We start from the raw sequence: 23,904 nt of genomic DNA, 5'->3' as shown, positions 1-23,904 counted from the left end.
CTCACTTCCCTGCTGCGGAATTTGCGCCGATGGAGTCGAGCTCGTCGAGGAAGCGATCGACGGTGCCGGCCCGCTTCACGTCGTCGGCGAGGGACTCTCCGACGATGCGCTCTGCAAGGTCGACGGAAGTGCGTCCGAGGTCGCTACGGAGCTCCGTGACGATCTGCTGACGCTGAGCCGCGAGCTGGGTGTTGCCCGCCGCCACGATGCGGTCGCTTTCTTCCTGAGCCTGTGTCTTCATCTCGTCGATGATCTGCTGACCCTGGGTGCGCGCATCCTCGCGGATCTGCGCAGCCTCGGTCCGGGCTTCGGCGAGCTGCGCGCGGTACTGCTCGAGCGCTTCCTTCGCCTCTGCCTGTGCTTCTTCGGCTCGCTGAATGCCGCCCTCGATCTTCTCGGTGCGTTCGGCGAGAACCTTCTGGAACATCGGAAGCACGAACTTCCAGAAGACGAAACCGACGACCGCAAGACAGACGAGCGACCAAACGATGTCGTACGTCGCGGGCACGAGAGGATTCTGGTCCTCCCCTCCTGCCGCGAGGAGTGCGATGTTGGCTGCCATGTCGTTGCTCTTAGAAAATGAAGCCGGCGACGAGGCCGATCAGCGCGAGAGCCTCGGTGAATGCGATACCGAGGAACATCGTGGTGCGGACCTGTCCGGCCATCTCGGGCTGGCGAACCATGCCCTCGATCGCCTTACCGACGACGATGCCGATGCCGATGCCGGGACCGATCGCGGCGAGACCGTAGCCGATGGCTCCGTAGCCGGTGTTGGTGATCTCGGTGGCTTCCTGCGCAAGGTAAGCGACGCTCATGGTGTTCCGTTCCCTTTCTGTTTGCCTACACCGGTTTCGGTGTGAGGCTCAGTTCGTGGTGTAGCTGGTCGTGAAGCGGTCAGTGCGAATCTGCGTGCAGTGCCAGTTCGATGTACACGGCGGTGAGCAGCGAGAAGATGTAGGCCTGCAGGAAGATCACCAGGAGTTCGAAGAAGGTGAACGCGATCGCTGCTGCCAGCGAGGCGACACCGAACACCGACTGGAATCCACCGGATGTGAAGAAGAAGAACCAGGTCGCGCTGAAGAACAGCACCAACAGGATGTGACCGGCCAACATGTTGGCCAGAAGACGGACTGTCAGCGTGAACGGGCGCAGAATGAAGGTCGAGATGAACTCGATCGGCACGAGGAGGAAGTGGTACGGAAGCGGAACACCCGGAACCACAACACTGCTCTTCACGTACTTGAAGAAGCCGTACCTCTTGATGCCCACGTAGTTGAAGACGATGTACGCGAGTGCCGCGAGCACCATCGGCATACCGATTCGAGCGTTCGGCGAGATGTTCAGGAACGGTATGACACTGCCCAGGTTGCTGGCGAGCACCAGGAAGAAGATGGTGGTGATCACCGGCAGGAAGCGCTTGCCCTGTTCCTTGCCGAGAATTTCCTCAGCGATGTTGATGCGCACGAAGTCGAGTGCGATCTCCGCGACGTTCTGTACGCCACGGGGCACCAGCTTGGGGCTGCGCATCGCGATGGCGAAGAACGCGATCATCACGACCGAGAGCAGGATGCGGACCAGCATCAACCGATCGAGCTCGAACGGCCCGGAATGAATCCACACAGAGGGCGGAAAAAAATCGTCTAGTGACGGCGGATGGAATTCCTCCGCGGCCATGAAGGTGACGCTCAGCGGTCTCTCCCGTAGTCGGCCGCAACCACCGTTGGTTGCGGTTCGATCGGACATTGACGATCAATCAAGTCGACAAGATTCGACTCGCTTATTCGTCAGCAGCTGTGAACCGGATGGGCTCTCGCGTCTGTCGGTGTCGGCGACCCTCGTCGACTCGGCGGTCCCGTTCCGGCACCGCCTGCAAGTGACCGTGTGTGAGGCGAACCACCACATCACGCTTGCTTGCCCGAACCCTATCAACACCCTTGTGGGTGTTGTGAGATGGGGTCCGTTGAAATCGATGTTACTACATTTCGTAGTACTACTACGAATCAGACCCCTGCTGTTCCCGCGGCTCCACATAAGGAGATTTCACGCCCAGCACACCGTAGGTTTCGGCCCCGAGGACGATGACCAGCGAGAACACCATGACCAGGACCAGGGACGTCTTGTCGTAGAAATCCAACGGCTTCAGGATCGCGAGAACCGCGATGGCCAGAATCATCTTCAACAGCCAGGTACCTAGAATCACCGCACCTGCGGTCGTCGCGGGCATTTTCGCCGTGAACAGCACGCCGAGCGCGGTACAGAGGATGAACAAGCCACCCACGGCCGCACCCAACAGCGCCCCGTAGAGACCGGGCGTTCCGGCCAGCAGAGCGGCCACGATCGATCCGACCACTGCCAACGCAATCAACCCCACAACCCCGTAGCGCACAGCCGACCGAAGTGCGGCGGTCGAGTCGGGCACGGGCTGCAGAGGCGAAGTCACGATCGCCAAGGGTAGTTGATGCGCACACAAGATTCGATCCGCGCCCGAGCTCCGTCGACTCCGCCACTCACCGCTCGTGTTGCTGCTCCCGCAGCGAGGGCACGGCGGTCACCACCAGAGCGAACACGAGACCCGCGGCCGCAAGGAGGACCACTATCCGCCTGTCGAACAACGCGGAACCGACCGCACCGAACGCGAGAACGCCGACCCACAAATAGATCAGCAGCACGACCCGTCGGTGTGAATGCCCGATCTGTAACAACCGATGATGCAGATGCATCTTGTCGGGACTGAACGGACTGACGCCTGCCCGGGTTCGGCGAATCACGGCGAGCAGAAGGTCGAGTATCGGAATGAACATCACCGCACCGACCAGGAGCAGCGGAGACAGCAAACCGAGCAGGTCACGGGTCCCGTAGGCAGTCAAGGGGATACGCCCCGAAGCACTGGTGGAAATCGTCGCCAGCATCAGCCCGATCAGCATGGAACCGGAGTCGCCCATGAAGATGCGGGCGGGCTGGAAATTGTGAGGCAGGAAGCCGAGGCACGCCCCCGCGAGGGCAGCAGCGATCATCGCCGGTGGATAGGCGCTGACGTCACCACCCTGGTCGTACAACAGACCGACGGAGAAGGCGCAGATCGCGACGGAGGAGATCAGACCCAGCCCGGCGGCGAGCCCGTCGAGCCCGTCGACGAAATTCATTGCGTTGATGGTCACAACCGCGACACCGACCGTCATCAGACCGGCTTGGAGTTGATCGAGAACCACCGTCGTGTCGCCGAACGGCAAGTAGATGATGAACCAGCTGACGCCCATGACGGCGAGAATTCCTGCCGCAGTGACCTGCCCGACGAACTTGGTCAGAGCGTCGAGACCCCACCTGTCGTCGACCACTCCGACCAGCACGATCACGAGCCCCGACACCAGCGCGGCCGGGACATCCTGCGTGTACTCGAAACCCCTCGTGAGAGCCGGCAGCTGCTGCGCGAACAACAGAGCTGCGAGTATCCCCAGGTACATACCGATACCACCGAGTCGGGGGGTCGGCGTGACGTGAACGTCGCGATCTCGCGGTACGGCGACGGCACCGAAGCGCAGTGCACCGACCCGAACAACTCCGGTTGCCAGGTACGTGACCACGGCAGCGGTGAACAACACGAGCAGGAGTTCGCGCAGCGGGACACCCGCTCCCCCACTCGATTGAGCCAACACGAGGCTCGTCGATTCCGCTCCGATCACCTCGGAGACGCTACCGGTGCGGAAGCTGTGCAGAGCGCCGGGACACTGCCAGAGACCACCCGGACCGTAGTGCTACAGGACACCGGGCTCATACGGGAACATCGCCGTCGACCAAACTTTCGGCGGTGACGCCGAGAACGTCGGCGACATCGCCCGTCGGAATGGCGCCTGCTCGCAGAATCCTCGGGTGGGATCCCGTGAGGTCGACGATGGTCGATGCGGTGGCCTTCTCGGCGGGACCGCCGTCGAGGTAGACGCTGACCGATCCGCCGAGTTGTTCACGGGCTTCGGTGACGGTGGTGGCCGGAGACCTGCCCGAGATGTTGGCGCTCGACACCGCCATCGGTCCGACGTCGCGCAGCAAGTCCAGAGCAACCGGGTGCAGCGGCATTCGGAGCATGACGGACCCACGAGTGTCGCCGAGATCCCACGCAAGCGACGGAGCCTGCTCGACGACGAGACTCAACCCGCCCGGCCAGAAAGCCCGAATCAGATCACGGGTCTGCGGGCGCACGGTGTAGACGAGTCCGTCGATGGTGTTCCACGAACCGACGAGGACCGGCACGGGCATGTCGCGGCCACGGCCCTTGGCACGCAGCAGACCGGCGACGGCCTCGCCGTCGAAGGCGCCCGCACCGATGCCGTACAAGGTGTCGGTGGGGAGTACGACGAGGCGCCCGGCCTCGAGAGAATTCTTGGCGGCGGACAGACCGGCCTCGCGGCTGTCAGGATTGCCGCAGTCGTAAACGGTGCTCACTCCGCCATTCTTTCACCCGCCGACCCGGCAGCCGTGTGGTGTGCCTGACCTCGTCGCGACTCGACCTCTGTTGCGATCCGCTTCGCCACGACGAAACGCGGCTTGCCTGCCAGATCGGGATGCTCGACGACCTCCCCGAAGACTCGCCTGGAGGAGAAGAGGGCCGCCACGTCACCGCCGTTCGTGTCGTCGTGCTCCACCCCCACTGCACCGCCGATGCGCAACCATCGGGCAACGTTGGCGATCATCGGTTTGATCACCGACAGCCCATCCGGTCCACCGAACAGGGCCGAGTGCGGGTCGTGATCGGCGACCTCGGGATCGAGCTCGGCCGACTCGGGAATGTACGGCGGGTTGGCCACGATGAGATCTACCCCACCTTCGAGGCCGGGAAGGAGCATACGGTCCGTGACGTCACCCTGATGGAGCTGAATCGGGGTATCGCCCGAGTTCTCCCGTGCGTCGGCGTTGCGGCGGGCCCAGGCGAGCGCGTGTGGCTCGAGTTCCACGGCGTGAACCACTGCGTCGGGCCTGGCCTCGGCAATTGCGAGTGCGAGTGCGCCCGTCCCGGTACACAGATCCACAACCACGGGCGGATGCTGATCGCACGTGCCGAGGAAAGCCAGGGCCCAGCCAAGTAGCAATTCCGTCTCGGGCCTGGGCACGAAAACACCGGGGCCCACCTCGACCTCGATGTTCCCCATCGCCGCGGTTCCGAGAATGTATTGCAGGGGGATTCGCTTCGCCCGCTGCGCGACCATCGTCCGATACGCCTCGATGACGGGTTCGTCGACCAGTGGCGTCAACCCCAGCCTGGTGCGCTCGATGCCGAGCAGGTGCGCGGCGATCAGCTCGGCATCGACACGGGCGCTACGAACTCCGGCAGCCTCGAGCTGCTCGGTTGCCTCGATGATGGCAAGGCGAAGAGGGTGACGACTCACCCGTACAGCTTCCCACGTACCGGCGACACACCGTGCCGGGGATCTCGACTCGGGTTGCCGCAAGGTAACGGTCGTCGTCCACTCCACGACAGAATGAATGAAACGGCAACAACGTATCCGCGTAGTGGCTAACGTGCGGCGTGCACAGGGCATGCGCCCGCCATGAACTCGAGGAGGTTCGTCCGATGTCGAGAATCCGAATGATCCGTAGAGCGGGAGCCGTAGCCGCCATCGCCGCTGCCGGCGCCCTGGGACTGCCCGCCGTAGCCTCCGCCGTACCGTTCGAGAACCAGCCCATGCCCTTGGGATGCGCGGACGGAATGGGGTCTGTTCTGGGCGTTACACAGGACGAGTCGGACAAAGTCCCGTACGGCCAGCAGTACTACGCCATCGGCGAGGCTGGTGGAGGTACAGGCGCGAACGTGAATTGGCTCAATCTGAACACCTTCCAGGGCGGCGGTGCGGCGCTCGTTCCGGCGCCGTTCCCCGCAGCGGACTCCGAGACATCGATCCCACAGGCATTGGGTGAGACCGGGCCCGGCCAGGTGGTCAGTGTGGTGCACGGCGCCTACACCAACGCGGCGGGCCAGACCTGCTTCTTGTTCCCGGGCTGGGACTTCGCCGATGTTCCGGCCGCACCGCCGGAAGCCGAGGAGTAGCCAGTCTGGCCGAATACGTCACTCGGCGGCGAGCCGTGCCTCTCGGTCCGACTTACCCAGGGCATCGAGCAGGGCGTCGAGCTCGCCGTCGAGCACCGAGTCGAGGTTGTGCGCCTTGAAGCCGATCCGGTGATCCGTGATGCGATTCTCCGGAAAGTTGTACGTGCGGATGCGTTCGGAGCGGTCCACCGTGCGCACCTGACTCTGTCGGCCCGCCGAGGCTTCCGCCTCGGCTTCTTCTTCCGCTGCCGCCTGAAGCCTGGCCGCGAGCACCTGCAAGGCCCGGGCCTTGTTCTGTAGCTGCGAACGTTCGTTCTGACACGTCACCACGATCCCGGTGGGCAGATGTGTGAGGCGTACCGCCGAGTCGGTGGTGTTGACCCCCTGCCCGCCCTTACCGGACGAGCGGTACACATCTATACGCAGATCCGATTCGTCGATCTGCACCTCTTCGACTTCCTCTGGTTCCGGGTAGATCAGAACCCCTGCGGCGGACGTGTGGACACGACCTTGAGATTCCGTCACGGGAACGCGCTGCACACGGTGCACGCCGCCCTCGAACTTGAGCCGTGACCACACACCGTCACGAACGTCGCCCTTCGACTTGATCGACAGTGTCGCATCCTTGTAGCCGCCGAGATCCGACACGGTCGCGTCGAGAATCTCGACCCGCCAGCCGTACCGCTCGGCGTAGCGCACGTACATGCGCGCCAGATCGGAAGCGAACAGCGCCGATTCTTCGCCGCCCTCGCCCGACTTCACCTCGAGCACGACGTCGTCGGCGTCGTGTGGATCGCGGGGCGCCAGCAGATCGGTGAGGGTCTGATCCAGCTCTTCGACCTGCTGCTCGAGGCCGGGGATCTCCGCAGCGAAGCTCGAATCGTCGTCAGCCAACTCGCGCGCGGCCGCGAGGTCGTCCTGGGCGGACTTCAGCTTCGTGTAGGTGGACATGATCGGTGCCAGCTCGGCGAACCGCTTCCCTGCCTTACGCGCAACGGACGGGTCGTTGTGCAGGGCCGGATCGGCCAACTGCTGCTCCAACCCGGCATGTTCGGCCAGGATGTCGTCGATGGCCGAGGGCTGGGACATCCCTGCCATGGTTCGCTCCGCTCTGCGTGGTGTTCGGGAATACAGGCACAAAAAAGCCGACGCCCGGCCTGCAAATTATCGCAGGACGGGCGTCGGCGTGACAGCTAGGACTTCGCTGCACCCTTGGCAGCGCGCTTGCCGTAGCGAGCCTCGAAGCGAGCAACGCGTCCACCGGTGTCGAGAATCTTCTGCTTACCGGTGTAGAACGGGTGGCACTGCGAGCAGACCTCGACGTTGATACGTCCGGTCTCCTTGGTGCTACGAGTCTCGAAAGTGTTTCCGCAACCACAGACGACGGTGGTCGCCACGTAGTCGGGGTGGATGCCTTGCTTCATGGTGTGTCCCTTTCAATGGTCGCCGGGTCGACTTCGCCGTTCGAAGCCGTGAACCGGAACCGGACTATGGCTGCCAAGTATGCCAGATGGGATCCCTGCTACCCGAATCGAGAACTCGGCGATCCCAATCGGCAAGCCGGCTTGCGGTCAGCTCGACGCGGTGGCGAGCCACCAGTTCAACACTGCCGTGACCGGATTGATTCCCGGCAGGTCAGTCGTCGATCGCCCCGGGAGCGGTCTTCGACACCTGCATGAGAAACTCGAGGTTGTTCTTGCTCTTCTTGAGCCGGTCGACAAGCAGGTCGATCGCCTGCTGCGAGTCGAGTCCCGACAGCACCCTGCGCAGCTTGTGTACCACCGCTGCCTCGTCCGGGCTGAGCAGCAGCTCGTCCTTGCGGGTACTGGACAAGTTCACGTCGACCGCCGGGAACACACGACGCTCCGCGGTCTTACGATCGAGCTTCAGCTCCGCGTTGCCGGTGCCCTTGAACTCCTCGAAGATCACGGTGTCGCCGGTGGAACCGGTCTCCACCAGTGCGGAGGCGATGATGGTGAGCGAGCCACCGTTCTCGATGTTGCGGGCCGCGCCGAGGAATCGTTTCGGCGGATACAGCGCAGTGGAGTCGACACCACCGGACAGGATTCGGCCCGATGCCGGTGACGAGTTGTTGTACGCGCGTCCCAGTCTGGTGATCGAGTCCAGGAGAACGACGACGTCCTTACCTGCCTCCACCAGGCGCTTCGCACGTTCGATGGCCAACTCGGCAACCGACGTGTGGTCTCCCGGCGGACGGTCGAAGGTCGAGGCGATGACCTCACCCTTCACCGAACGCTGCATATCCGTGACTTCCTCGGGACGCTCGTCCACCAGAACGACCATGAGGTAGCACTCGGGATTGTTGGTGGCGATCGCGTTGGCGATGGCCTGCAACACGCTCGTCTTACCTGCCTTCGGCGGGCTGACGATGAGAGCGCGCTGCCCCTTGCCGATCGGCATCACGAGGTCGATCACACGCGTGGTGAGAATGTTCGGCTCGGTCTCGAGGCGCAGGCGCTGGTTCGGGTACAGCGGCGTCAGCTTGCCGAAGTCGGCGCGCTTCTTCGCTGTCTCGACGTCGTGTCCGTTGACGGTGTCGATCCGCACCAGCGGATTGAACTTCTGGCGCTGATTGCCGCCACCCTGATCGCCCTCGCGTCCGACGCGCACGGCGCCGGTGATGGCGTCGCCACGGCGAAGCCCGTTCTTGCGGATCAGGTTCATCGACACGTACACATCGTTCGGACCCGCCAGGTATCCGGACGTGCGCACGAACGCGTAGTTGTCGAGGACGTCGAGGATGCCGGCCACGGGCTGCAGGACGTCGTCCTCGCGAATCTCGGTGTCGGTATCGCCGCCGCGATCACGCCCGCGCCGACGCTCACGGAAACGTCGACCGCGACGGCCGCGCCCGCCGCCTTCCTGATCGTCGTCGTTGCCACGGTTGTCCCGCGGTCCGTTGTTGCCCTGGTTGCCCTGGTTGCCCTGGTTGCGACCCCGGTTCTCACCACGGTCGCGGCCTTCGCCGCGTCCCCGGCCCCGGCCCTCACCCTGGTCTCCGTCCTGCTTGGTGGAGTCTTGCTTGTTGGGCTCGGACTTGTTGCCGTCCTGCTTGTTCTGATTCTGTTTGCCGGACTGATCCCCGCCCTGGTTGTCGCGGCCCTGGTTGTCGCGGCCCTTGCTGTCACGGTCCTGACGGTCCGACTGGCCGGCATCGGCCTGCTTGTCGTTCGACCTTTGCCGGCCGGCATCGTCGGACGGCGCTGCGTTCTCGGAGCCGCCAGCCTGGTCGGCAGCGCCGCGACGGCCGCCACGGCGACGGCCACGACGGTTTCCGCCCTGATCGCTCTCGGAATCCGCATCCGAGGACGCGGACTGCTCGCCGTCGCCGGCATCGCCGGTGGTCGCCGGGGCCGCGTCCTGCGAAGCAGGGGCGGATGCGTCGCTGCCGGATTTGCGGTCGGGCGAGGCGCTCTGCGTTGGTGCCGCCTTTGCGGGCGCTCCGGCGCCTGCCTGGCGTTCCTTGATGGCGGCGATCAGGTCACCCTTGCGCATACCCGATGTGCCTTTGATGCCCAGCTCACCGGCCAGGCCACGAAGTTCCGCCAGCACCATTCCGGAGAGCCCGCCGCCGCGCCGAGACTCGGCGCGTTTGGTCGATGCTGTGACGGCGCCACGTGCGGCATCGGTAGTGGTCGAAGTATCGCCTTCCTGAGCAGCGTTGGCACCCGCAGTGGACGCCGGTGCAGAGGTGGCGATGAGATCCGTATCGGTCACGGAGGTCCTTTCCTTCCCTCGCTCGCGCTGCGCTGAGCCGAGGGTTCGTCCCGCAGTTCAGTTGAGGTCTGAACTCGGATGTGCCGTACGTAGTTGCATGTGAAGAACTGTCGGCCGTCCGCCATCACGACACCTTCGAACCAGGCGCGTGTTCGCAAATCCATCACAACTGAAGAGTGCGGAGGATCATGCCAGGAACGACCAGCCGATCGAGCGCGATAAGCGTTGGATGGTTGCCCTGGTGAAGCACCGGCGGCTGACGCGCACGATGTACGGACAAGACCCAGAGTAGCGGTCACACTTCGCATGAGCAAGAAAACACCCGAACAGCGGCGTGTCAGGTCAGCTGCACACCGTCGGCGATATCGAGATCGTAAACCTTCAGACCTTCGGACACAGCCTGTTCACGCAGGTTGTCTGGGAACTCGGCGGTGGTCAGAGCAAGGATCGTGGGACCGGCCCCCGAGATGGTGGCTGCGAACCCATCGGCTCGAAGAATCTCGATCCACCTGGCGGTGAGCGGAAGGGCAGGAGCGCGTTGCGGTTGATGCAAGAGGTCCTCGGTCGCCGGCATCAGCAAGTCCGGACGCTCCGTCAGCGCAACGACTGCCAGCGCACCCCTGCTCACGTTGAACGCCGCGTCGCGATGCGGAACGAACTCCGGCAGCAGACCGCGAGTGTGTGCTGTCGACGAGCGCTCGTCGGGTACGAGCACCACAGCCTTGATCGTCTGGTGGACATCGAGTCGTGTGGCGAAATAGCCGCGGGGCGCGTCCGCCCCCTCCGCGGGGCAACTCCAGGACACCACTGCTCCCCCGAGCACACTCGCGGAGGCGTTGTCGGGGTGGCCCTCGAACTCGGCGGACATCTGAACCAGTTGCGCTGGAGTCAAGGCGAGATCGTCGCCGACCTTGGCGGCGAGACCGCTTGCTGCGGCCAGACCACCCACCACCGCCGAAGCCGACGAACCGAGACCACGTGAATGCGGAATAGCATTGCGGCACAACACTTTCAGACCATCCGCCCATACGCCGGCAGCTTCCAGGCCCCGCTCGATCGCACGCACCACGAGGTGCGAGGGACCCCAGGGCACATCCTCGGCCCCCTCGCCTTCGACTGTGATGTCGAGGCCGGAACCCGTTGTGGTCACGGTGATCTCGTCATACAGCCCGAGAGCCAGCCCCAGTGTGTCGAACCCGGGGCCAAGGTTCGCGCTCGATGCCGGCACACGTGCCGTCACCGTCAAGCCGATGGGCAAAGTCTGTGTCATCGCAGATGTCCGATGTCGCGGAGTCGAGGACGGGGCGGAGGTCACTACGCCAACTCGAGCGCAGACGCCACCGCAACGGGATCCACCGGAATCGGCTTCACCTCCGGCATTCCCGCCAGAGCGGTGTCAGGATCCTTCAGACCGTTTCCGGTCACGGTGCACACCACGGTGAGACCGGAATCGAGCCAGCCGTCCTTGCGGGCCGCGAGCAGTCCCGCGACGCTTGCGGCCGAGGCCGGTTCCACGAATACCCCTTCGGTCGCGGCGATCAAGCGGTAGGCCTCGAGGATTTCCTCGTCCGTTGCCGCGCGGAAGGCTCCGTTCGACTCTTCCTTGGCGGCAACCGCCCCGTTCCAGGATGCCGGCGAACCGATCCGGATGGCGGTGGCAATCGTTTCGGGATCCTTCACCGGTGCGCCACCGACGAGCGGTGCCGCTCCGGCCGCCTGCACGCCGAGCATCCGGGGCTTGACGGCCGTCAGTCCGTCCGCGAAGTACTCGGAGTAGCCGCGCCAGTACGCGGTGATGTTGCCTGCGTTTCCGACCGGCAGTGCGTGTACGTCGGGTGCCTTGCCGAGTGCGTCGCAGATCTCGAAGGCTGCTGTCTTCTGCCCCTCGATACGAACCGGGTTGACCGAGTTGACGAGGCCGATGGTCGGGAACTCGGCGGTGGTCTTGCGGGCAAGCTCGAGGCAATCGTCGAAGTTTCCCTCGACCTGAATGATGCGAGCGCCGTGCATGACCGCCTGCGCAAGCTTGCCCATGGCGATCTTGCCCTGTGGCACCAGCACGGCACAGGACATCTCCGCCTTCGCCGCGTAGGCCGCTGCGGAAGCAGACGTGTTGCCCGTCGATGCGCACAGCACGGCACGCTGACCGCGTGCGAGTGCGTCGGTGACGGCCATCGTCATACCGCGATCCTTGAACGACCCGGTGGGGTTGAGCCCCTCGACCTTGAGGTGCACCTCGCACCCGGTGATCTCGGACAGGTGGCCGGCAGGCAGCAACGGTGTGCCGCCTTCGCGCAGGGTCACCGTCTTCCAGTCCGGACCGACGGCCAGGCGATCGCGGTACGCCTCGATCAGTCCGGGCCACGGCTTGTGCACTGCAGCGGTCGCGAGAGAGTTGCCAGTGACGGTCATTGTTCGGTGCCTTCCAGTCGCAGCACGCTGGTCACAGCGGTGACGAATTCGAGTTTGCTCAGTGCATCAACGGTGTCCGACAGGGCGGAGTCGGCTGCGGTGTGGGTGACGACCATCAACCGCGCCCCCTCGCCCTCGTCTTCCTGACGGACCGTGGAGATGCTCACGCCGTGCTGCGTGAACTCCGAAGCCACGGCAGACAGGACGCCTGCACGGTCGGCCACCTGCATGTTCACGTAGTACCGGGTGGGGATGTCGCCCATGGGGGCAACCTTGAGCTTGGCATACTTGGACTCGCGTGGCCCACGTCCCCCGTGCACCTTGTTACGGGCAGCCATCACCAGATCACCCATCACCGCTGACGCAGTCGGTGCTCCCCCGGCACCCTGGCCGTAGAACATGAGGCGGCCGGAGTTCTCGGCCTCGACGACCACGGCGTTGAAGGCGCCGTTGACAGTGGCGAGAGGGTGCGTGGACGGCACCAGCGCCGGGTACACCCGAGCGGAGATCCGTTCGCTGCCATCGGGCGCGGTGATGCGTTCGCAGATCGACAGCAGCTTGATGGTGCAGTCGAGTGCGCGCGCAGAGGCCAAATCGTCGGCCGAGATCTCGGAGATGCCCTGCCGGTAGACATCGGCAGCCGTGACGCGGGTGTGGAACGCGATCGATGCGAGGATCGCAGCCTTCGCCGCGGCATCGTATCCCTCGACATCTGCCGTCGGGTCGGCCTCCGCGTACCCCAGACGGCCGGCTTCGGCCAGCGTCTCGTCGTAGTCGGCGCCCGTCTCGTCCATGGCCGAGAGGATGTAGTTGGTGGTGCCGTTGACGATGCCGGCGACCTTCGTGATCCGGTCGCCCGCCATCGACTGGGTGAGCGGGCGGATCACCGGGATCGCGCCTGCGACGGACGCCTCGAAGTTGAGGTCTACGCGCTGCGCCTCGGCCGCTTCGGCCAGCTCGCCGGTGTGCTCGGCCAGAAGCGCCTTGTTCGCTGTCACGACGGACTTGCCCGAGTTCAGAGCCGAGAGGATCAGCTTCCGTGGAACCTCGATACCGCCGATCAGCTCGACGACGACGTCGACGTCGTCACGGGCGACCAAGGCTTCCGCGTCGGTGGTCTGCAGGTCTTCGGGTATGCCCCGATCGCTGCTGATTCGCCGCAGGGCGACGCCTCGCAGCTCGAGTGGCGCACCCACGCGCGCTTCGAGATCCGCGGCCTGGTTACGAAGGATGCGGACGACTTCGCTTCCCACGTTGCCGTAACCCAGTACGGCAACGCCGATCGGACGCTGCGTCGATTCGCTCGTCACTGTTGTGCCTCCAAGCTGAGCAGGTCTTCCACTGTTTCCCGGCGCAGGATCACGCGGGTTCGGCCGTCACGTACGGCCACGACGGCGGGGCGAGCCAGCAGGTTGTATCTGCTGGACATCGAATAGCAGTATGCGCCGGTTGCGGCCACTGCCACCAAATCTCCGGCGTCCACGTCGTCGGGGATCCAGGTGTCCCTGACAACTATGTCACCGGATTCGCAATGCTTGCCCACGATACGGGCCACGACCGGTTCGCCGTCGCTGACACGCGAAACGAGGCGCGCCTCGTAGTCGGCCTGGTAGAGGGATGTCCGAATGTTGTCGCTCATCCCTCCGTCGACGCTGACGTATCGGCGCGTGAGGTTGTTGTCCACGGCCACATCCTTGATGGTGCCCACTTCGTACAGCGTGACCGTGCCCGGTCCTGCGATCGCGCGCCCGGGCTCGACCGCGATGGTCGGCTCCGGCAGTCCTGCGAGGGCCGATTCGTTGCGCACGATGTCGCGAAGCTTGGCGGCCAGGTCGTCCACCGCCGGGGGGTCGTCCGAGGGAACGTAGGAGATGCCCATGCCACCGCCGAGATCGACGACGCAGACCTGCGTCGTCTTCTCGACCCCGAACTCGGCCACGACGTCGCGCAGCAGGCCGATGATGCGGTGGGCCGCTGCCTCGAAGCCGTCGACTTCGAAGATCTGCGAACCGATATGACTGTGCAGGCCGACGAGCCGCAGGTTCTCGGACGCGAACACGCGCCGCACCGCATCCATGGCGTCGCCCCCGGCCAACGAGAACCCGAACTTCTGGTCTTCGTGGGCGGTGGAGATGAACTCGTGAGTGTGTGCCTCGACTCCGACCGTGACACGAACGAGAACATCCTGGACTGCACCGGCGGCACCCGCGACCGCATTCAGGCGATCGACCTCGTACGTCGAGTCGAGGACGACATGGCCGACGCCGGCAGCGACGCCCGCCTCGAGCTCGGCAACAGATTTGTTGTTGCCGTGCATGGCAATTCGTTCTGCGGGAAAGCCTGCATGCAGCGCGATGGCCAGTTCGCCGCCCGAGCAGACGTCGAGCGAGAGCCCCTCGTCCGCAACCCACCGCGCGATCTCGGTGCACAGAAACGCCTTGGACGCGTAGTGCACGGCGGCGTCGGGTCCGAATGCCCGGCGCATGTCACGGCACCGTGAGCGGAAGTCGTCCTCGTCGATCACGAACAGCGGGGTGCCGTACTGCTCGGCAAGGTCGGTCACCGGCACTCCGGCGAGCCGGACCACACCGTCGTCGCCGCGGGTCGCGTTGCGTGGCCACACGTGTGCGGGCAACTCCGCGTACTCGGCCGGTGATTCCGGCCGCGCCGGCAGACTCGGGGCGTGTGGTTGGTCTGCGTGTTTGGGGCCGGCTGGATGGGCGCTCATCACATCTTCTCCGGTGCGCTGACGCCGAGCAGGTGCAACCCGTTCGCCAGCACCTGGCGGCTGGCGTCGCACAGTGCAAGACGTGCGGTGTGTACGGGACCCGCTTCCTCGTCGCCCTGCGGAAGGATCCGGCTTGCACCGTAGAAGCGGTGGTAGGCGCCTGCCAGTTCCTCGAGGTAGCGAGCGATGCGGTGCGGTTCGCGCAGGTTCGCCGCACTGGCGACCACGCGGGGGTACTCGCCCAGGGTACGGACGAGTTCGCCTTCCTGGTCGCCGATCAGCAACGAAAGGTCTGCATTATCGGCGCTGATGCCGAGTTCTGCGGCGCCGCGTGCGATCGAGGACAGCCGTGCGTGCGCGTACTGCACGTAGTACACGGGGTTTTCGTTGCCGTCGCTGGTCCACACTTCGAGGTCGATGTCGATGCTCGAGTCGACCGACGAGCGGATCAGGGCGTAACGGGCGGCGTCGACGCCGATGGCATCGACCAGATCGTCGAGAGTGATCACGGTGCCCGCACGCTTGCTCATCTTGACGGTGACACCGTCACGGACGAGGTTCACCATCTGACCGATGAGGACCTCGACGGTGGCCGGATCGTCACCGAACGCAGCAGCAGCCGCCTTCAGCCGCCCGATGTATCCGTGGTGGTCGGCTCCGAGCATGTAGATGCACAGATCGAAGCCGCGCGATCGCTTGTCCTGGAAGTAGGCGATGTCCCCGGCGATGTACGCGGCGTTTCCGTCGCTCTTGATGACGACGCGGTCCTTGTCGTCACCGAAGTTGGTGCTCTCGAGCCACCAGGCGCCGTCCTTTTCGTAGAGATTTCCCGACTTCTTCAGAGTCTCGACCGACTTCTCGACCGCACCCGATTCGAAGAGCGAGTTCTCGTGGAAGTACACGTCGAAGTCGACACCGAACTCGTGCAACGTCCGCTTGATGTGCGCGAACATGAGCTCGACGCCCTCCGCGCGGAACGTCTCCTGTTGGACGTCGGACGGCTGCGACAGCACATCGGGATGCTGCGCCACGACCTCGGTGGCGATGTCGGCGATGTATCCGCCGGCATAACCGTCCTCGGGCGCAGGCTCGCCCTCGGCTGCGGCGATGAGGGACCGCGCGAAGCGATCGATCTGTGCGCCGTGGTCGTTGAAGTAGTACTCGCGCGTGACCGCTGCGCCCTGGGCGCTGAGGATACGGCCGAGTGCGTCGCCCACCGCCGCCCAGCGGGTGCCGCCGAGGTGAATCGGACCGGTCGGGTTCGCGGAAACGAACTCGAGGTTGATCTTCGTGCCCGCCAGCGTCGCCGCAGTACCGTATTCGGGTCCCGCGGCCAGGATGGCAGCGACGATCGCGCCCTGCGCGTCCGCTGCGAGCCGAATGTTCAAAAAGCCCGGGCCGGCAATCTCCGCACTCTCGATACCGTCGGCTGCGGTCAGCGCTTCGGCGAGCCACGAGGCGAGCTCACGCGGGTTGGTACCGACCTTCTTCGCCACCTGCATCGCAACGTTTGTCGCGTAGTCACCGTGTTCCGGGTTTCGCGGTCGCTCCACCGTGAGCTTCTCGGGGAGCACCGACACGTCGAGGCCACGGTCGGCGAGTACGGTCGCGGCGGTGCCGCGCAGCAGTTCGGCAAGGTCAGCAGGAGTCACAGGTATCCATCTTATGGGTTCGACCCACGTCACAGTGACTCGCCTGTGTCGGCTTCTGCCGCTCACGCCGTCGAACCCGGAAAGTACAGTGGGCAGCACCCTGCGTGTGCAGGTACCAGGGAACGGCGCACGTGACGACAGAACGAGAGAGCGCATCAGATGCCAAGCGGTACGGAAAGTAGCGGTCCCGGCAAGAAGTCGGGTGCAAAGTCCGCCAAGGCCATCAAGGCCGCAAACAAGCAAAGCGGTGGAAACAAGCCTCGCGGTGCGAAGCCTCCGCGGCAGATCCCCTGGCTCACCATCGGTGCGGTGGTCGCGGTCGTCGCACTGATCACGGTGCTGGCGGTGAACCTCTATCCGAAGTACCAGGCCACGGAAGCAGCTGCCGAGTACCAGCCGAGTGCGGAAACACCTGACCCGTCCGACAAGATCGACGGTGTCGTGAAGCTCGACTACCCGGCCGGCATTCACGTCCAGCCCACTCAGCGCGTCGCCTACGATCAGACGCCGCCGTTCGGTGGTCCGCACGACGGAATCTGGGCCACCTGCACCGGAACCGTGTACGAGCAGGCGATTCGCACCGAGAACGCGGTCCACTCTCTCGAGCACGGCGCAATCTGGATCGCCTACAACCCCGACCTGGTCTCGGGCGACGCCCTCGCGACCCTCGAGGACAAGGTCGACGGCGAAACGTACATGATGCTGTCGCCGTACCCGGGCCTCGACTCCCCCGTGGCACTGCAGTCGTGGGGCCACCAGTTGAAGGTGGACAGCGTCGACGACGAGCGCATCGATCAGTTCATCACCGCGCTGCGCCTGAACCAGAACACCTACCCCGAGGTGGGCGCGAGCTGCTCGAGCATCCCCGGTTCCGGATTCGACCCCGAGAATCCTCCGGCCTTCGATCCGTCCGCACCCGGCCCCGACGCCGTACCGATGGACGGTCACGGCATCGCACCGGATCCGTCGGAGGTCGGCGGCGCACCTGCTGGTGGGGCCGTCCCGCCGGCGGGTCAGCTGCCACCCGAGGCGCCGCAGGCACCCATGGGTCAGTGATGAACGAAAAGGACGACACCTCCCGCAACGGGGTCGCCGGGTTCCGGGCCGCCGCCCGCAATCAGCGGACAGGACTGCTGGTGGTGGGTGTGATCGGCGCGATCGTCTTGGGATTCGCCTTGGGGTTTCTGGCACGTATCCCGCTCGACGACGCGTCGACACACACCCCCGAAGCCGGCTCTGTCGATGTCGGGTTCGCGCAGGACATGAGCGTCCATCACAGCCAGGCTGTCGAGATGTCGGCCATTGCTCTGGCCAACACCGACGATCCTGCGGTTCGAGGTCTCGCGTACGACATCCTGACCACGCAGCAGAACCAGCTGGGCCAGATGCAGGGCTGGCTGAGCCTGTGGGACCAGCCACTGCTGCCCAGCGGCGGCTACATGGGCTGGATGGAGATGCATTCGGGGCACGGTGATCACAACGCCGACGGCCACGGAAACAGTGGGCACGAGTCCGGCTCGATGGCGAAGATGCCGGGAATGGCGTCGTCGGACGAAATTTCCGCACTCCGTCAGGCAACGGGCGTCGCGGGCGACGTTCAGTTCCTTCAGCTCATGCTCCGTCACCATCAGGGCGGTCTGCCGATGATGGAGTATGCGGCACAGCACGCATCGGAGGCTGTCGTCCGGCAGCTCGCCCAGACCATGGTCGATACGCAGCAGAGTGAATCCGCCCTCATGACGGACATGCTCGCCGAGCGTGGAGCCGCTCCTCTTCCCATGAACTGAACCGAGTCGGGGGTGCGCCATACCGCGCGGCGCACCCCCGATTTGGTCCTTTACGACCTGAATGCGATACGCTTACGCAGCCCGATCGGCACACCGGATTCCGGTGCGCCCCCGTAGCTCAGGGGATAGAGCGTTCGCCTCCGGAGCGAAAGGTCGCAGGTTCGAATCCTGCCGGGGGCACCACAGTGAGCAACAGCAGCACGGTTGCGTCGGCTAATCGCCCCCAGCCGCTGCTTTGGTTATCGGTGCCATGTCGAAGTAGTCCCGCCAGGCGGCAATCTTGTCCCCTCGCACCTCGAACACGCCGACTACCGGAAGTTCGACCTCCGCGCCTCCCAACGCGAGCACATCGGTCCTTTCGTTCATCACCACGTCACCGTCGACGATTTGGCGATGCACGCGGAACTCGATGTTTCCGAATGCGGCCACGAACCCCGCCACGAACGTGCGAATGGCGTCGCGCCCCTCGACCGGTTCCATCGGAATATTGTGGTAGACACCATCTTCGGTGAAGTAGTTCGCAATCCTTTCCGGATCGGCTGTGGCCCATTCGGTACAGAACGCCGTCACGAGTTCGCTTGCCGTCACATTCCACCTTCCGTGTGTTCGTGCGGTTCGATGACCGCCGTGATCGATGCGATCTCACCGCCGGGAACATCGAAGTGTTCCGTGACGTGCACGGTGATCACCTCGGTCGCCGAGACCACGAAGTCCAGGTCGTACCGAGCCACCACATTGTGACCCCATTCCCGGAACTCGAGTGCTGTGATCGCGCGGATCGGCTTGTACTGCTCCCCCTCCTCGAGCTCTGTGCAGATCTCTTGCCCCGACTCACCGGTCCGCTCGCCGTTCTCCACCCGCCACGCATCCGGTGCGAGCCTGACCTTCGAGGCATCATGACTGACCAACGAGGCGATGTACTCCCGCGCCATTGCCACGCGCGCGCTGTCGGCAGCGTCAGGAGCATGCGTGCCGATGGCTGCCAGCAGCGGCGAAGCGAACTCCGGTCGGCAGATCACGAGGTCCGGTAGATAGGGATGCGGCCGGTTGTAGACGAGTTCGCTGCCGTCGATACGCGAACAATGCAGGCCGGCCACCTGAGCCACGCCGACAGGGGCCGCCGAGTCCCATTCCCACTGACCGCCCGCATGAACGTAGGCATCCACCTCGCCCCGCACCACAGCCATCGCCTTCGCACCGGCCGACCCCATCGTCACGACTTCTGCGCCGAGCTGCGTCGCGACGTCGTCCATGAATGCCGGGGGCCTGCTGCCGCTCACCACGATTCGCGGTCGCACGGAATTCGCGGTGGTCGCGTATGGCACCTCACGTTCCTCGTCGCTCGAGTAGACGGCGCCGAGTGCAGGTTGTGCCACCGCCGCCGCGGTGATGCCGCGGTTCTTCTCCCACAGGGCCACGTGCACGGCCCAATCTTCACGACCCGGCGTTCCGTATTCCTTCGAGCCGTCCAGCGGATCGATGATCCACACCCGCGAGCCGGTCAGTCGTGTGCTGTCGTCGACCGATTCCTCCGACATCACGGCATCGTCAGGACGCTCGGCGGTCAACCGTTCGAGAAGATAGTCGTTCGCGACGCCATCGCCTCGGCGACCCAGTTCACGTCCGCTCGCCGGCGGCTGCCCGAGCGGTCCGGTGCCCGAACGAATTTCGAGCAAGACCTTGCCGGCACCTTCCGCCAGATCGGCTGCCAGCCTCGCGTCGGCGCTCACAGATTCAACTCGTTCATGATCTTGGCGGCAAGCTCTCCGGGGCTGCCGTTCTCGGGGCGCACCACCAGTTCCGGGTTCTCGGGCGCCTCGTACGGGTCGTCCACCCCGGTGAATCCGGTGATCTCACCTTGCCTGGCCTTCGCCCACATGCCTTTCGGGTCACGTGCCTCGCATTGTTCGATCGGTGTGTCGACGAATACTTCGACGAAGGGAATGCCCGCGTCGGTGTGCTGCCGGCGCACCTGCCGCCGATCCTCTCGATACGGACTGATCAACGACGCAATCGCGATCACGCCGGAGTCGGCGAACAACTGGGCGACCGCGCCTACTCGTCGGACGTTCTCCGCCCGATCCTGGGCACTGAACCCCAGATCTGCGTTCAGTCCATGTCGAAGATTGTCACCGTCGAGTCGGTACGCCGGTATCCCCGCCGCCACCAGCATCCGCTCGAGTTCGACCGCCACCGTCGATTTTCCCGACGCAGACAGACCGGTGAGCCACACCGTGGCCCCCGTGGTGGCGCGTTCGTCCCGCGTCACGGACGCCGCATGCCACACCACCTTCGACTCGGACAGCGTCGGACCGGTGATCATTCCGGCCGCGACGGTGTCATTGGTGGACTCGTCCACCAGAATGAAGCTGCCCGTGCCGGGGTTGCGGCGATAGGGGTCGAACGTCAAGGGATTGTTGGTCTTCAGCTGCACACGGCCGATTTCGTTGAGCGACAGCGATTGCGCTGTTTCGTCGCGGTGCAGCGTGTTGACGTTCAACCGATAGTCCAACCGTGCGACCAACGCCTTCGTTCCCCGCGTGTTGTGCAACAACGTGTAGCGGGCATCGGGGGCGAGCGTCGACTTCTCGGTCAGCCAGCACACCATCGCGTCGATCTCGTTGGTCATCTGCGGCCTGTTGTTGGGCCTGCACAACATGTCCCCGCGTCCGACATCCAGATCGTCCACGAGTTGTATGCACACCGCAGAAGCGGCGAACGCTTCCTCGACGGGAGTGCCGCCGGGGCCCGAGATCGCTTTCACGGTCGAGGTGAACCCGGAGGGCAGCACGACCACGTCGTCCCCCGGTTTGAACACCCCGGACGCTACGGTGCCGGCATAGCCGCGGAAATCGTGAAGGTCGGGCGCCGACTCCGATCTCGGCCGGATCACGTACTGGACGGGGAATCGGGCGTCGATCAGGTTGCGATCGGAGGCCACGTGCACCTGTTCCAGGTGATGAAGAAGCGAACTGCCCTCGTACCAATCCATGTTGACGGTGCGCTGCGCGATGTTGTCGCCGCGCAAGGCCGACACCGGTACGAAGGTCAGGTCGTGGACGTCTAGTTTGATTGCGAACTGTCCGAACTCGTCGACGATCTGCTCGAACCGTTCCTGCGACCAGTCGACGAGATCCATCTTGTTCACACACACGACGAGGTGTGGAATCCCCAGAAGGGTGGCGATGAAGGCGTGCCGGCGGGTCTGTTCGAGGACACCATTCCGCGCGTCCACGAGGATCAGTGCAAGGTCGGCGGTGGAAGCGCCCGTAACCATGTTCCGCGTGTACTGCTCGTGCCCGGGGGTATCGGCAATGATGAACTTGCGCTGCGGTGTGGCGAAGTAGCGATGCGCGACATCGATCGTGATGCCCTGTTCACGTTCGGCGCGCAAGCCATCGGTGAGCAGCGCCAGGTCGGCGTGTCGGTCACCCCGGTCGTGACTGGTGCGCTCGACGGCGGCGAGTTGATCTTCGAAAATGGCCTTCGAGTCGTACAGCAGGCGTCCGATCAGCGTCGACTTCCCGTCGTCCACACTGCCCGCCGTCGCAATCCGCAACAGTCGCGGCATCAGAAGTACCCCTCTTTCTTGCGGTCTTCCATACCGGCCTCGGAAATGCGGTCGTCTGCTCGTGTCGCGCCGCGTTCGGTGATCCTGCTGGCCGCCACCTCCATCACCACCGCAGCCGGGCTGTCGGCAGACGATTCGACGCAGCCGGTGCAGGTGGCATCACCCACCGTCCGGAAACGGACCAGCGCTTCGTATGACTCCTCCCCCGGCCCGAGTTCGAGAAAGCGGGTGCGCGCCAGAAGCATTCCGTCACGTGGAACCACCTCGCGACGGTGCGCGTAGTACAGCGCCGGCAGGTCGATGCCTTGCTCGTCTATGTATTGCCAGATGTCGAGTTCGGTCCAGTTGGACAACGGGAAGACCCGGATGTGTTCACCTTTCCGGTGCCGACCGTTGTAGAGGTTCCACAATTCGGGTCGCTGTGCACGCGGATCCCATTGACCGAATTCGTCGCGGAAGCTGAAGACGCGCTCCTTGGCACGGGCCTTCTCCTCGTCACGCCTGGCCCCACCGAACACCGCATCGAACCCACCCTCGCGAATACCGCGGAGCAGGGTTGCCGTCTGGAGTCGGTTACGGCTCGCACGCACACCCGACTCGTCGACCGATCGGCCTGCGTCGATGTCTTCCGCAACGCTGGCTACGACAATCCGAACCCCGAAACGCTCGATTGTCCGATCACGAAACTCGATGACCTCGTCGAAGTTGTGTCCCGTGTCGACGTGCATCACCGAAAAGGGAATCGGAGCAGGCCAGAACGCGCGGGCGGCGATATGCAGCATCACGACGGAATCCTTGCCGCCCGAGAACAGCAGAACAGGCCGCTCGAATGTGGCGGCGACTTCCCGGAATATGTGGACAGCCTCGGCCTCCAACGCGCCGAGATGAGACAACTCGTAGAGCGGGGGCGACGTCATGGTGGGCGACTCCTCTGGCCGAGCTCACGGATACCGTTTCATATTTGTACCAATGCGGTCGAAATCGTTACAGGGTGACTGTAGAACGCGTTTCAGAACTTGGTCAATGCCCGACTCGGGTTTCGCTTACGGCCTGCGCCCCCCAACCTCCTCCGTGACCGCATCCGCTGCAGCGGCGAGCGCCGCACCACGCTCACGTATCTCGCCGTCGGAGATCGTGACGCCCACGTACAGGGTGAGCACCATCGCCTGATGCCCCTCGGCGTCGAAAGTCGGTGCCGCAATGAGACTCACCGGGTGACCGCCGGCAGTCTCCTCCGGCTCGTCGAAACCATCCGCCCCTGCGAGATAGACCCGCTCACCGAGACTCGACACCATCTCACCCAGAACATCCCTCAGTTCCGGCGGCAGGTCGTGAGCCGCCACCCCGGCCATGAGTGCGTGAAGTTGCCGCCCCGCCAGGGTGAGCGTCTCCACCAGGTAGCCGTCGCGCCGACACTCGGCCACGACCCGGCCAAGACGGTCACGGTCCAGGCGAACCGGGAGCGTCGGCTCCCTACGCAGCCACGCCTCCAGTTGCTCGTCGCCGTCCCACAGGACGTACATCAACCCCACCGGCGGCGCGAAAGGGTACACCTCACCTACCTTCACCGCCGGCCTGACCCCCGGCGGACTAGTGAGTTCGAGTACGGCAATGCGATCGCCGACCACCGCCGAAGCCGTGCAGGTCGTGCCGAAGCGCTCGCCCAACTTCTCGAGGTGCTCGCGCGCGATCGGTCCTGCCGCGAAGCCCTGTTGCGCCGCGCGCCCCGCCGCGATGAGCGCGGGCCCGAGCCCGTAGGTCTTGGATTCTGCGTCCCGAATGAGGTAACCGCCGTCGACGAGCGCCGACAGGATCCCCAGACAGGTCGGCTTGCTGATCTCCAATTGACGTGCCAGTTCGGACAAACCGAATCGCTGCCCTTTCCGGGAAACGAGGAAGTCCAGCACCTGCACGACTCGTTCGGTCGGCGGCGATCGTCTCGCCGACCCGCCGGATGCCACCATTGACCACTCCCTAGA

General features: G+C 64.6%; 23 protein-coding genes and 1 tRNA gene. 4 read left to right on the top strand and 20 right to left on the bottom strand.

What is annotated here, in order from left to right; genetic code table 11:
• Window position 1: 1 nt before the first annotated feature.
• The 7 genes from ACZI8Q_RS07300 to prmC form a co-directional block, all read right to left on the bottom strand.
• Window positions 2-562, bottom strand: coding sequence for a F0F1 ATP synthase subunit B (locus ACZI8Q_RS07300; protein ID WP_463372833.1), 561 nt, complete (start codon window positions 560-562; stop codon window positions 2-4).
• Between the two features lie 10 nt (window positions 563-572).
• Window positions 573-815, bottom strand: a complete 243-nt coding sequence (locus tag ACZI8Q_RS07295) for an ATP synthase F0 subunit C (protein WP_463372832.1) — start codon at window positions 813-815, stop codon at window positions 573-575.
• A 79-nt stretch (window positions 816-894) separates the two neighbouring features.
• Window positions 895-1,743, bottom strand: coding sequence for a F0F1 ATP synthase subunit A (atpB, locus tag ACZI8Q_RS07290; protein WP_463372831.1), 849 nt, complete (start codon window positions 1,741-1,743; stop codon window positions 895-897).
• A 250-nt stretch (window positions 1,744-1,993) separates the two neighbouring features.
• Window positions 1,994-2,440: a hypothetical protein gene (locus tag ACZI8Q_RS07285; protein WP_463372830.1), complete on the bottom strand. Its 447-nt coding sequence runs from the start codon at window positions 2,438-2,440 to the stop codon at window positions 1,994-1,996.
• A 67-nt stretch (window positions 2,441-2,507) separates the two neighbouring features.
• Window positions 2,508-3,680 (bottom strand): glycosyltransferase family 4 protein, encoded by a 1,173-nt coding sequence (locus tag ACZI8Q_RS07280; protein ID WP_463372829.1) that lies wholly within the window; start codon window positions 3,678-3,680, stop codon window positions 2,508-2,510.
• Between the two features lie 88 nt (window positions 3,681-3,768).
• Window positions 3,769-4,437 (bottom strand): L-threonylcarbamoyladenylate synthase, encoded by a 669-nt coding sequence (locus tag ACZI8Q_RS07275; protein WP_463372828.1) that lies wholly within the window; start codon window positions 4,435-4,437, stop codon window positions 3,769-3,771.
• Window positions 4,434-5,378 (bottom strand): peptide chain release factor N(5)-glutamine methyltransferase, encoded by a 945-nt coding sequence (prmC, locus tag ACZI8Q_RS07270; RefSeq protein WP_463372827.1) that lies wholly within the window; start codon window positions 5,376-5,378, stop codon window positions 4,434-4,436. The genes ACZI8Q_RS07275 and prmC overlap by 4 nt, the downstream gene beginning before the upstream one ends.
• A 185-nt stretch (window positions 5,379-5,563) precedes the next feature.
• Here prmC and ACZI8Q_RS07265 point away from each other — a divergent pair, with 185 nt between their 5' ends.
• On the top strand, window positions 5,564-6,037 hold the full coding sequence (locus ACZI8Q_RS07265) for a hypothetical protein (RefSeq protein ID WP_463372826.1): 474 nt from the start codon (window positions 5,564-5,566) through the stop codon (window positions 6,035-6,037).
• Between the two features lie 18 nt (window positions 6,038-6,055).
• Here the strand turns inward: ACZI8Q_RS07265 and prfA are convergent, their stop codons facing one another.
• The 8 genes from prfA to argS all read right to left on the bottom strand — a co-directional run bounded on the left by prfA (window position 6,056) and on the right by argS (window position 16,567).
• A complete protein-coding gene (gene prfA / locus ACZI8Q_RS07260) occupies window positions 6,056-7,135 on the bottom strand; it encodes a peptide chain release factor 1 (protein ID WP_463372825.1) in 1,080 nt (359 codons plus the stop codon).
• A 95-nt stretch (window positions 7,136-7,230) separates the two neighbouring features.
• Entirely contained in the window at window positions 7,231-7,461 is a 231-nt protein-coding gene (rpmE, locus tag ACZI8Q_RS07255) for a 50S ribosomal protein L31 (RefSeq protein WP_463372824.1), read from the bottom strand.
• A 211-nt stretch (window positions 7,462-7,672) separates the two neighbouring features.
• Window positions 7,673-9,775 (bottom strand): transcription termination factor Rho, encoded by a 2,103-nt coding sequence (rho, locus tag ACZI8Q_RS07250; protein ID WP_463372823.1) that lies wholly within the window; start codon window positions 9,773-9,775, stop codon window positions 7,673-7,675.
• Window positions 9,776-10,112: 337 nt separating this feature from the next.
• Window positions 10,113-11,045, bottom strand: a complete 933-nt coding sequence (gene thrB, locus ACZI8Q_RS07245) for a homoserine kinase (protein WP_463372822.1) — start codon at window positions 11,043-11,045, stop codon at window positions 10,113-10,115.
• 44 nt (window positions 11,046-11,089) lie between these two features.
• On the bottom strand, window positions 11,090-12,187 hold the full coding sequence (gene thrC / locus ACZI8Q_RS07240) for a threonine synthase (protein WP_463372821.1): 1,098 nt from the start codon (window positions 12,185-12,187) through the stop codon (window positions 11,090-11,092).
• On the bottom strand, window positions 12,184-13,497 hold the full coding sequence (locus ACZI8Q_RS07235; protein WP_463372820.1) for a homoserine dehydrogenase: 1,314 nt from the start codon (window positions 13,495-13,497) through the stop codon (window positions 12,184-12,186). The genes thrC and ACZI8Q_RS07235 overlap by 4 nt, the downstream gene beginning before the upstream one ends.
• Window positions 13,494-14,915, bottom strand: coding sequence for a diaminopimelate decarboxylase (gene lysA / locus ACZI8Q_RS07230; RefSeq protein WP_463372819.1), 1,422 nt, complete (start codon window positions 14,913-14,915; stop codon window positions 13,494-13,496). Before lysA ends, ACZI8Q_RS07235 begins: the two co-directional genes overlap by 4 nt.
• Window positions 14,915-16,567: an arginine--tRNA ligase gene (argS, locus tag ACZI8Q_RS07225; protein ID WP_463372818.1), complete on the bottom strand. Its 1,653-nt coding sequence runs from the start codon at window positions 16,565-16,567 to the stop codon at window positions 14,915-14,917. The genes lysA and argS overlap by 1 nt, the downstream gene beginning before the upstream one ends.
• Window positions 16,568-16,726: 159 nt before the next feature.
• Between argS and ACZI8Q_RS07220 the strand changes: the two genes are divergently transcribed.
• The 3 genes from ACZI8Q_RS07220 to ACZI8Q_RS07210 all read left to right on the top strand — a co-directional run bounded on the left by ACZI8Q_RS07220 (window position 16,727) and on the right by ACZI8Q_RS07210 (window position 18,537).
• Complete coding sequence (locus ACZI8Q_RS07220; protein ID WP_463372817.1) at window positions 16,727-17,623, top strand: DUF3105 domain-containing protein; 897 nt, start codon at window positions 16,727-16,729, stop codon at window positions 17,621-17,623.
• A complete protein-coding gene (locus ACZI8Q_RS07215; protein WP_463372816.1) occupies window positions 17,623-18,354 on the top strand; it encodes a DUF305 domain-containing protein in 732 nt (243 codons plus the stop codon). Before ACZI8Q_RS07220 ends, ACZI8Q_RS07215 begins: the two co-directional genes overlap by 1 nt.
• A 107-nt stretch (window positions 18,355-18,461) precedes the next feature.
• A tRNA-Arg gene (locus ACZI8Q_RS07210) sits at window positions 18,462-18,537 on the top strand.
• A 30-nt stretch (window positions 18,538-18,567) separates the two neighbouring features.
• On the opposite strand, the gene ACZI8Q_RS07205 is transcribed toward ACZI8Q_RS07210, so the two are convergent.
• The 5 genes from ACZI8Q_RS07205 to ACZI8Q_RS07185 form a co-directional block, all read right to left on the bottom strand.
• A complete protein-coding gene (locus ACZI8Q_RS07205; RefSeq protein ID WP_463372815.1) occupies window positions 18,568-18,942 on the bottom strand; it encodes an SgcJ/EcaC family oxidoreductase in 375 nt (124 codons plus the stop codon).
• Window positions 18,939-20,084 (bottom strand): 3'(2'),5'-bisphosphate nucleotidase CysQ, encoded by a 1,146-nt coding sequence (locus ACZI8Q_RS07200; RefSeq protein WP_463372814.1) that lies wholly within the window; start codon window positions 20,082-20,084, stop codon window positions 18,939-18,941. The genes ACZI8Q_RS07205 and ACZI8Q_RS07200 overlap by 4 nt, the downstream gene beginning before the upstream one ends.
• On the bottom strand, window positions 20,081-21,925 hold the full coding sequence (cysC, locus tag ACZI8Q_RS07195) for an adenylyl-sulfate kinase (protein ID WP_463372813.1): 1,845 nt from the start codon (window positions 21,923-21,925) through the stop codon (window positions 20,081-20,083). Before cysC ends, ACZI8Q_RS07200 begins: the two co-directional genes overlap by 4 nt.
• Window positions 21,925-22,842 carry a sulfate adenylyltransferase subunit CysD gene (cysD, locus tag ACZI8Q_RS07190; RefSeq protein ID WP_463372812.1) on the bottom strand — a complete coding sequence of 306 codons (918 nt, stop codon included), beginning with the start codon at window positions 22,840-22,842 and terminating at the stop codon, window positions 21,925-21,927. Before cysD ends, cysC begins: the two co-directional genes overlap by 1 nt.
• 126 nt (window positions 22,843-22,968) lie before the next feature.
• On the bottom strand, window positions 22,969-23,889 hold the full coding sequence (locus ACZI8Q_RS07185; RefSeq protein ID WP_463372811.1) for an IclR family transcriptional regulator: 921 nt from the start codon (window positions 23,887-23,889) through the stop codon (window positions 22,969-22,971).
• Window positions 23,890-23,904: the final 15 nt, after the last annotated feature.

This window comes from Rhodococcus quanlei (genome assembly GCF_055231015.1).
Note: the sequence above shows the minus strand (reverse complement) of the source record. Positions and strands in the feature narration are given on the sequence as shown.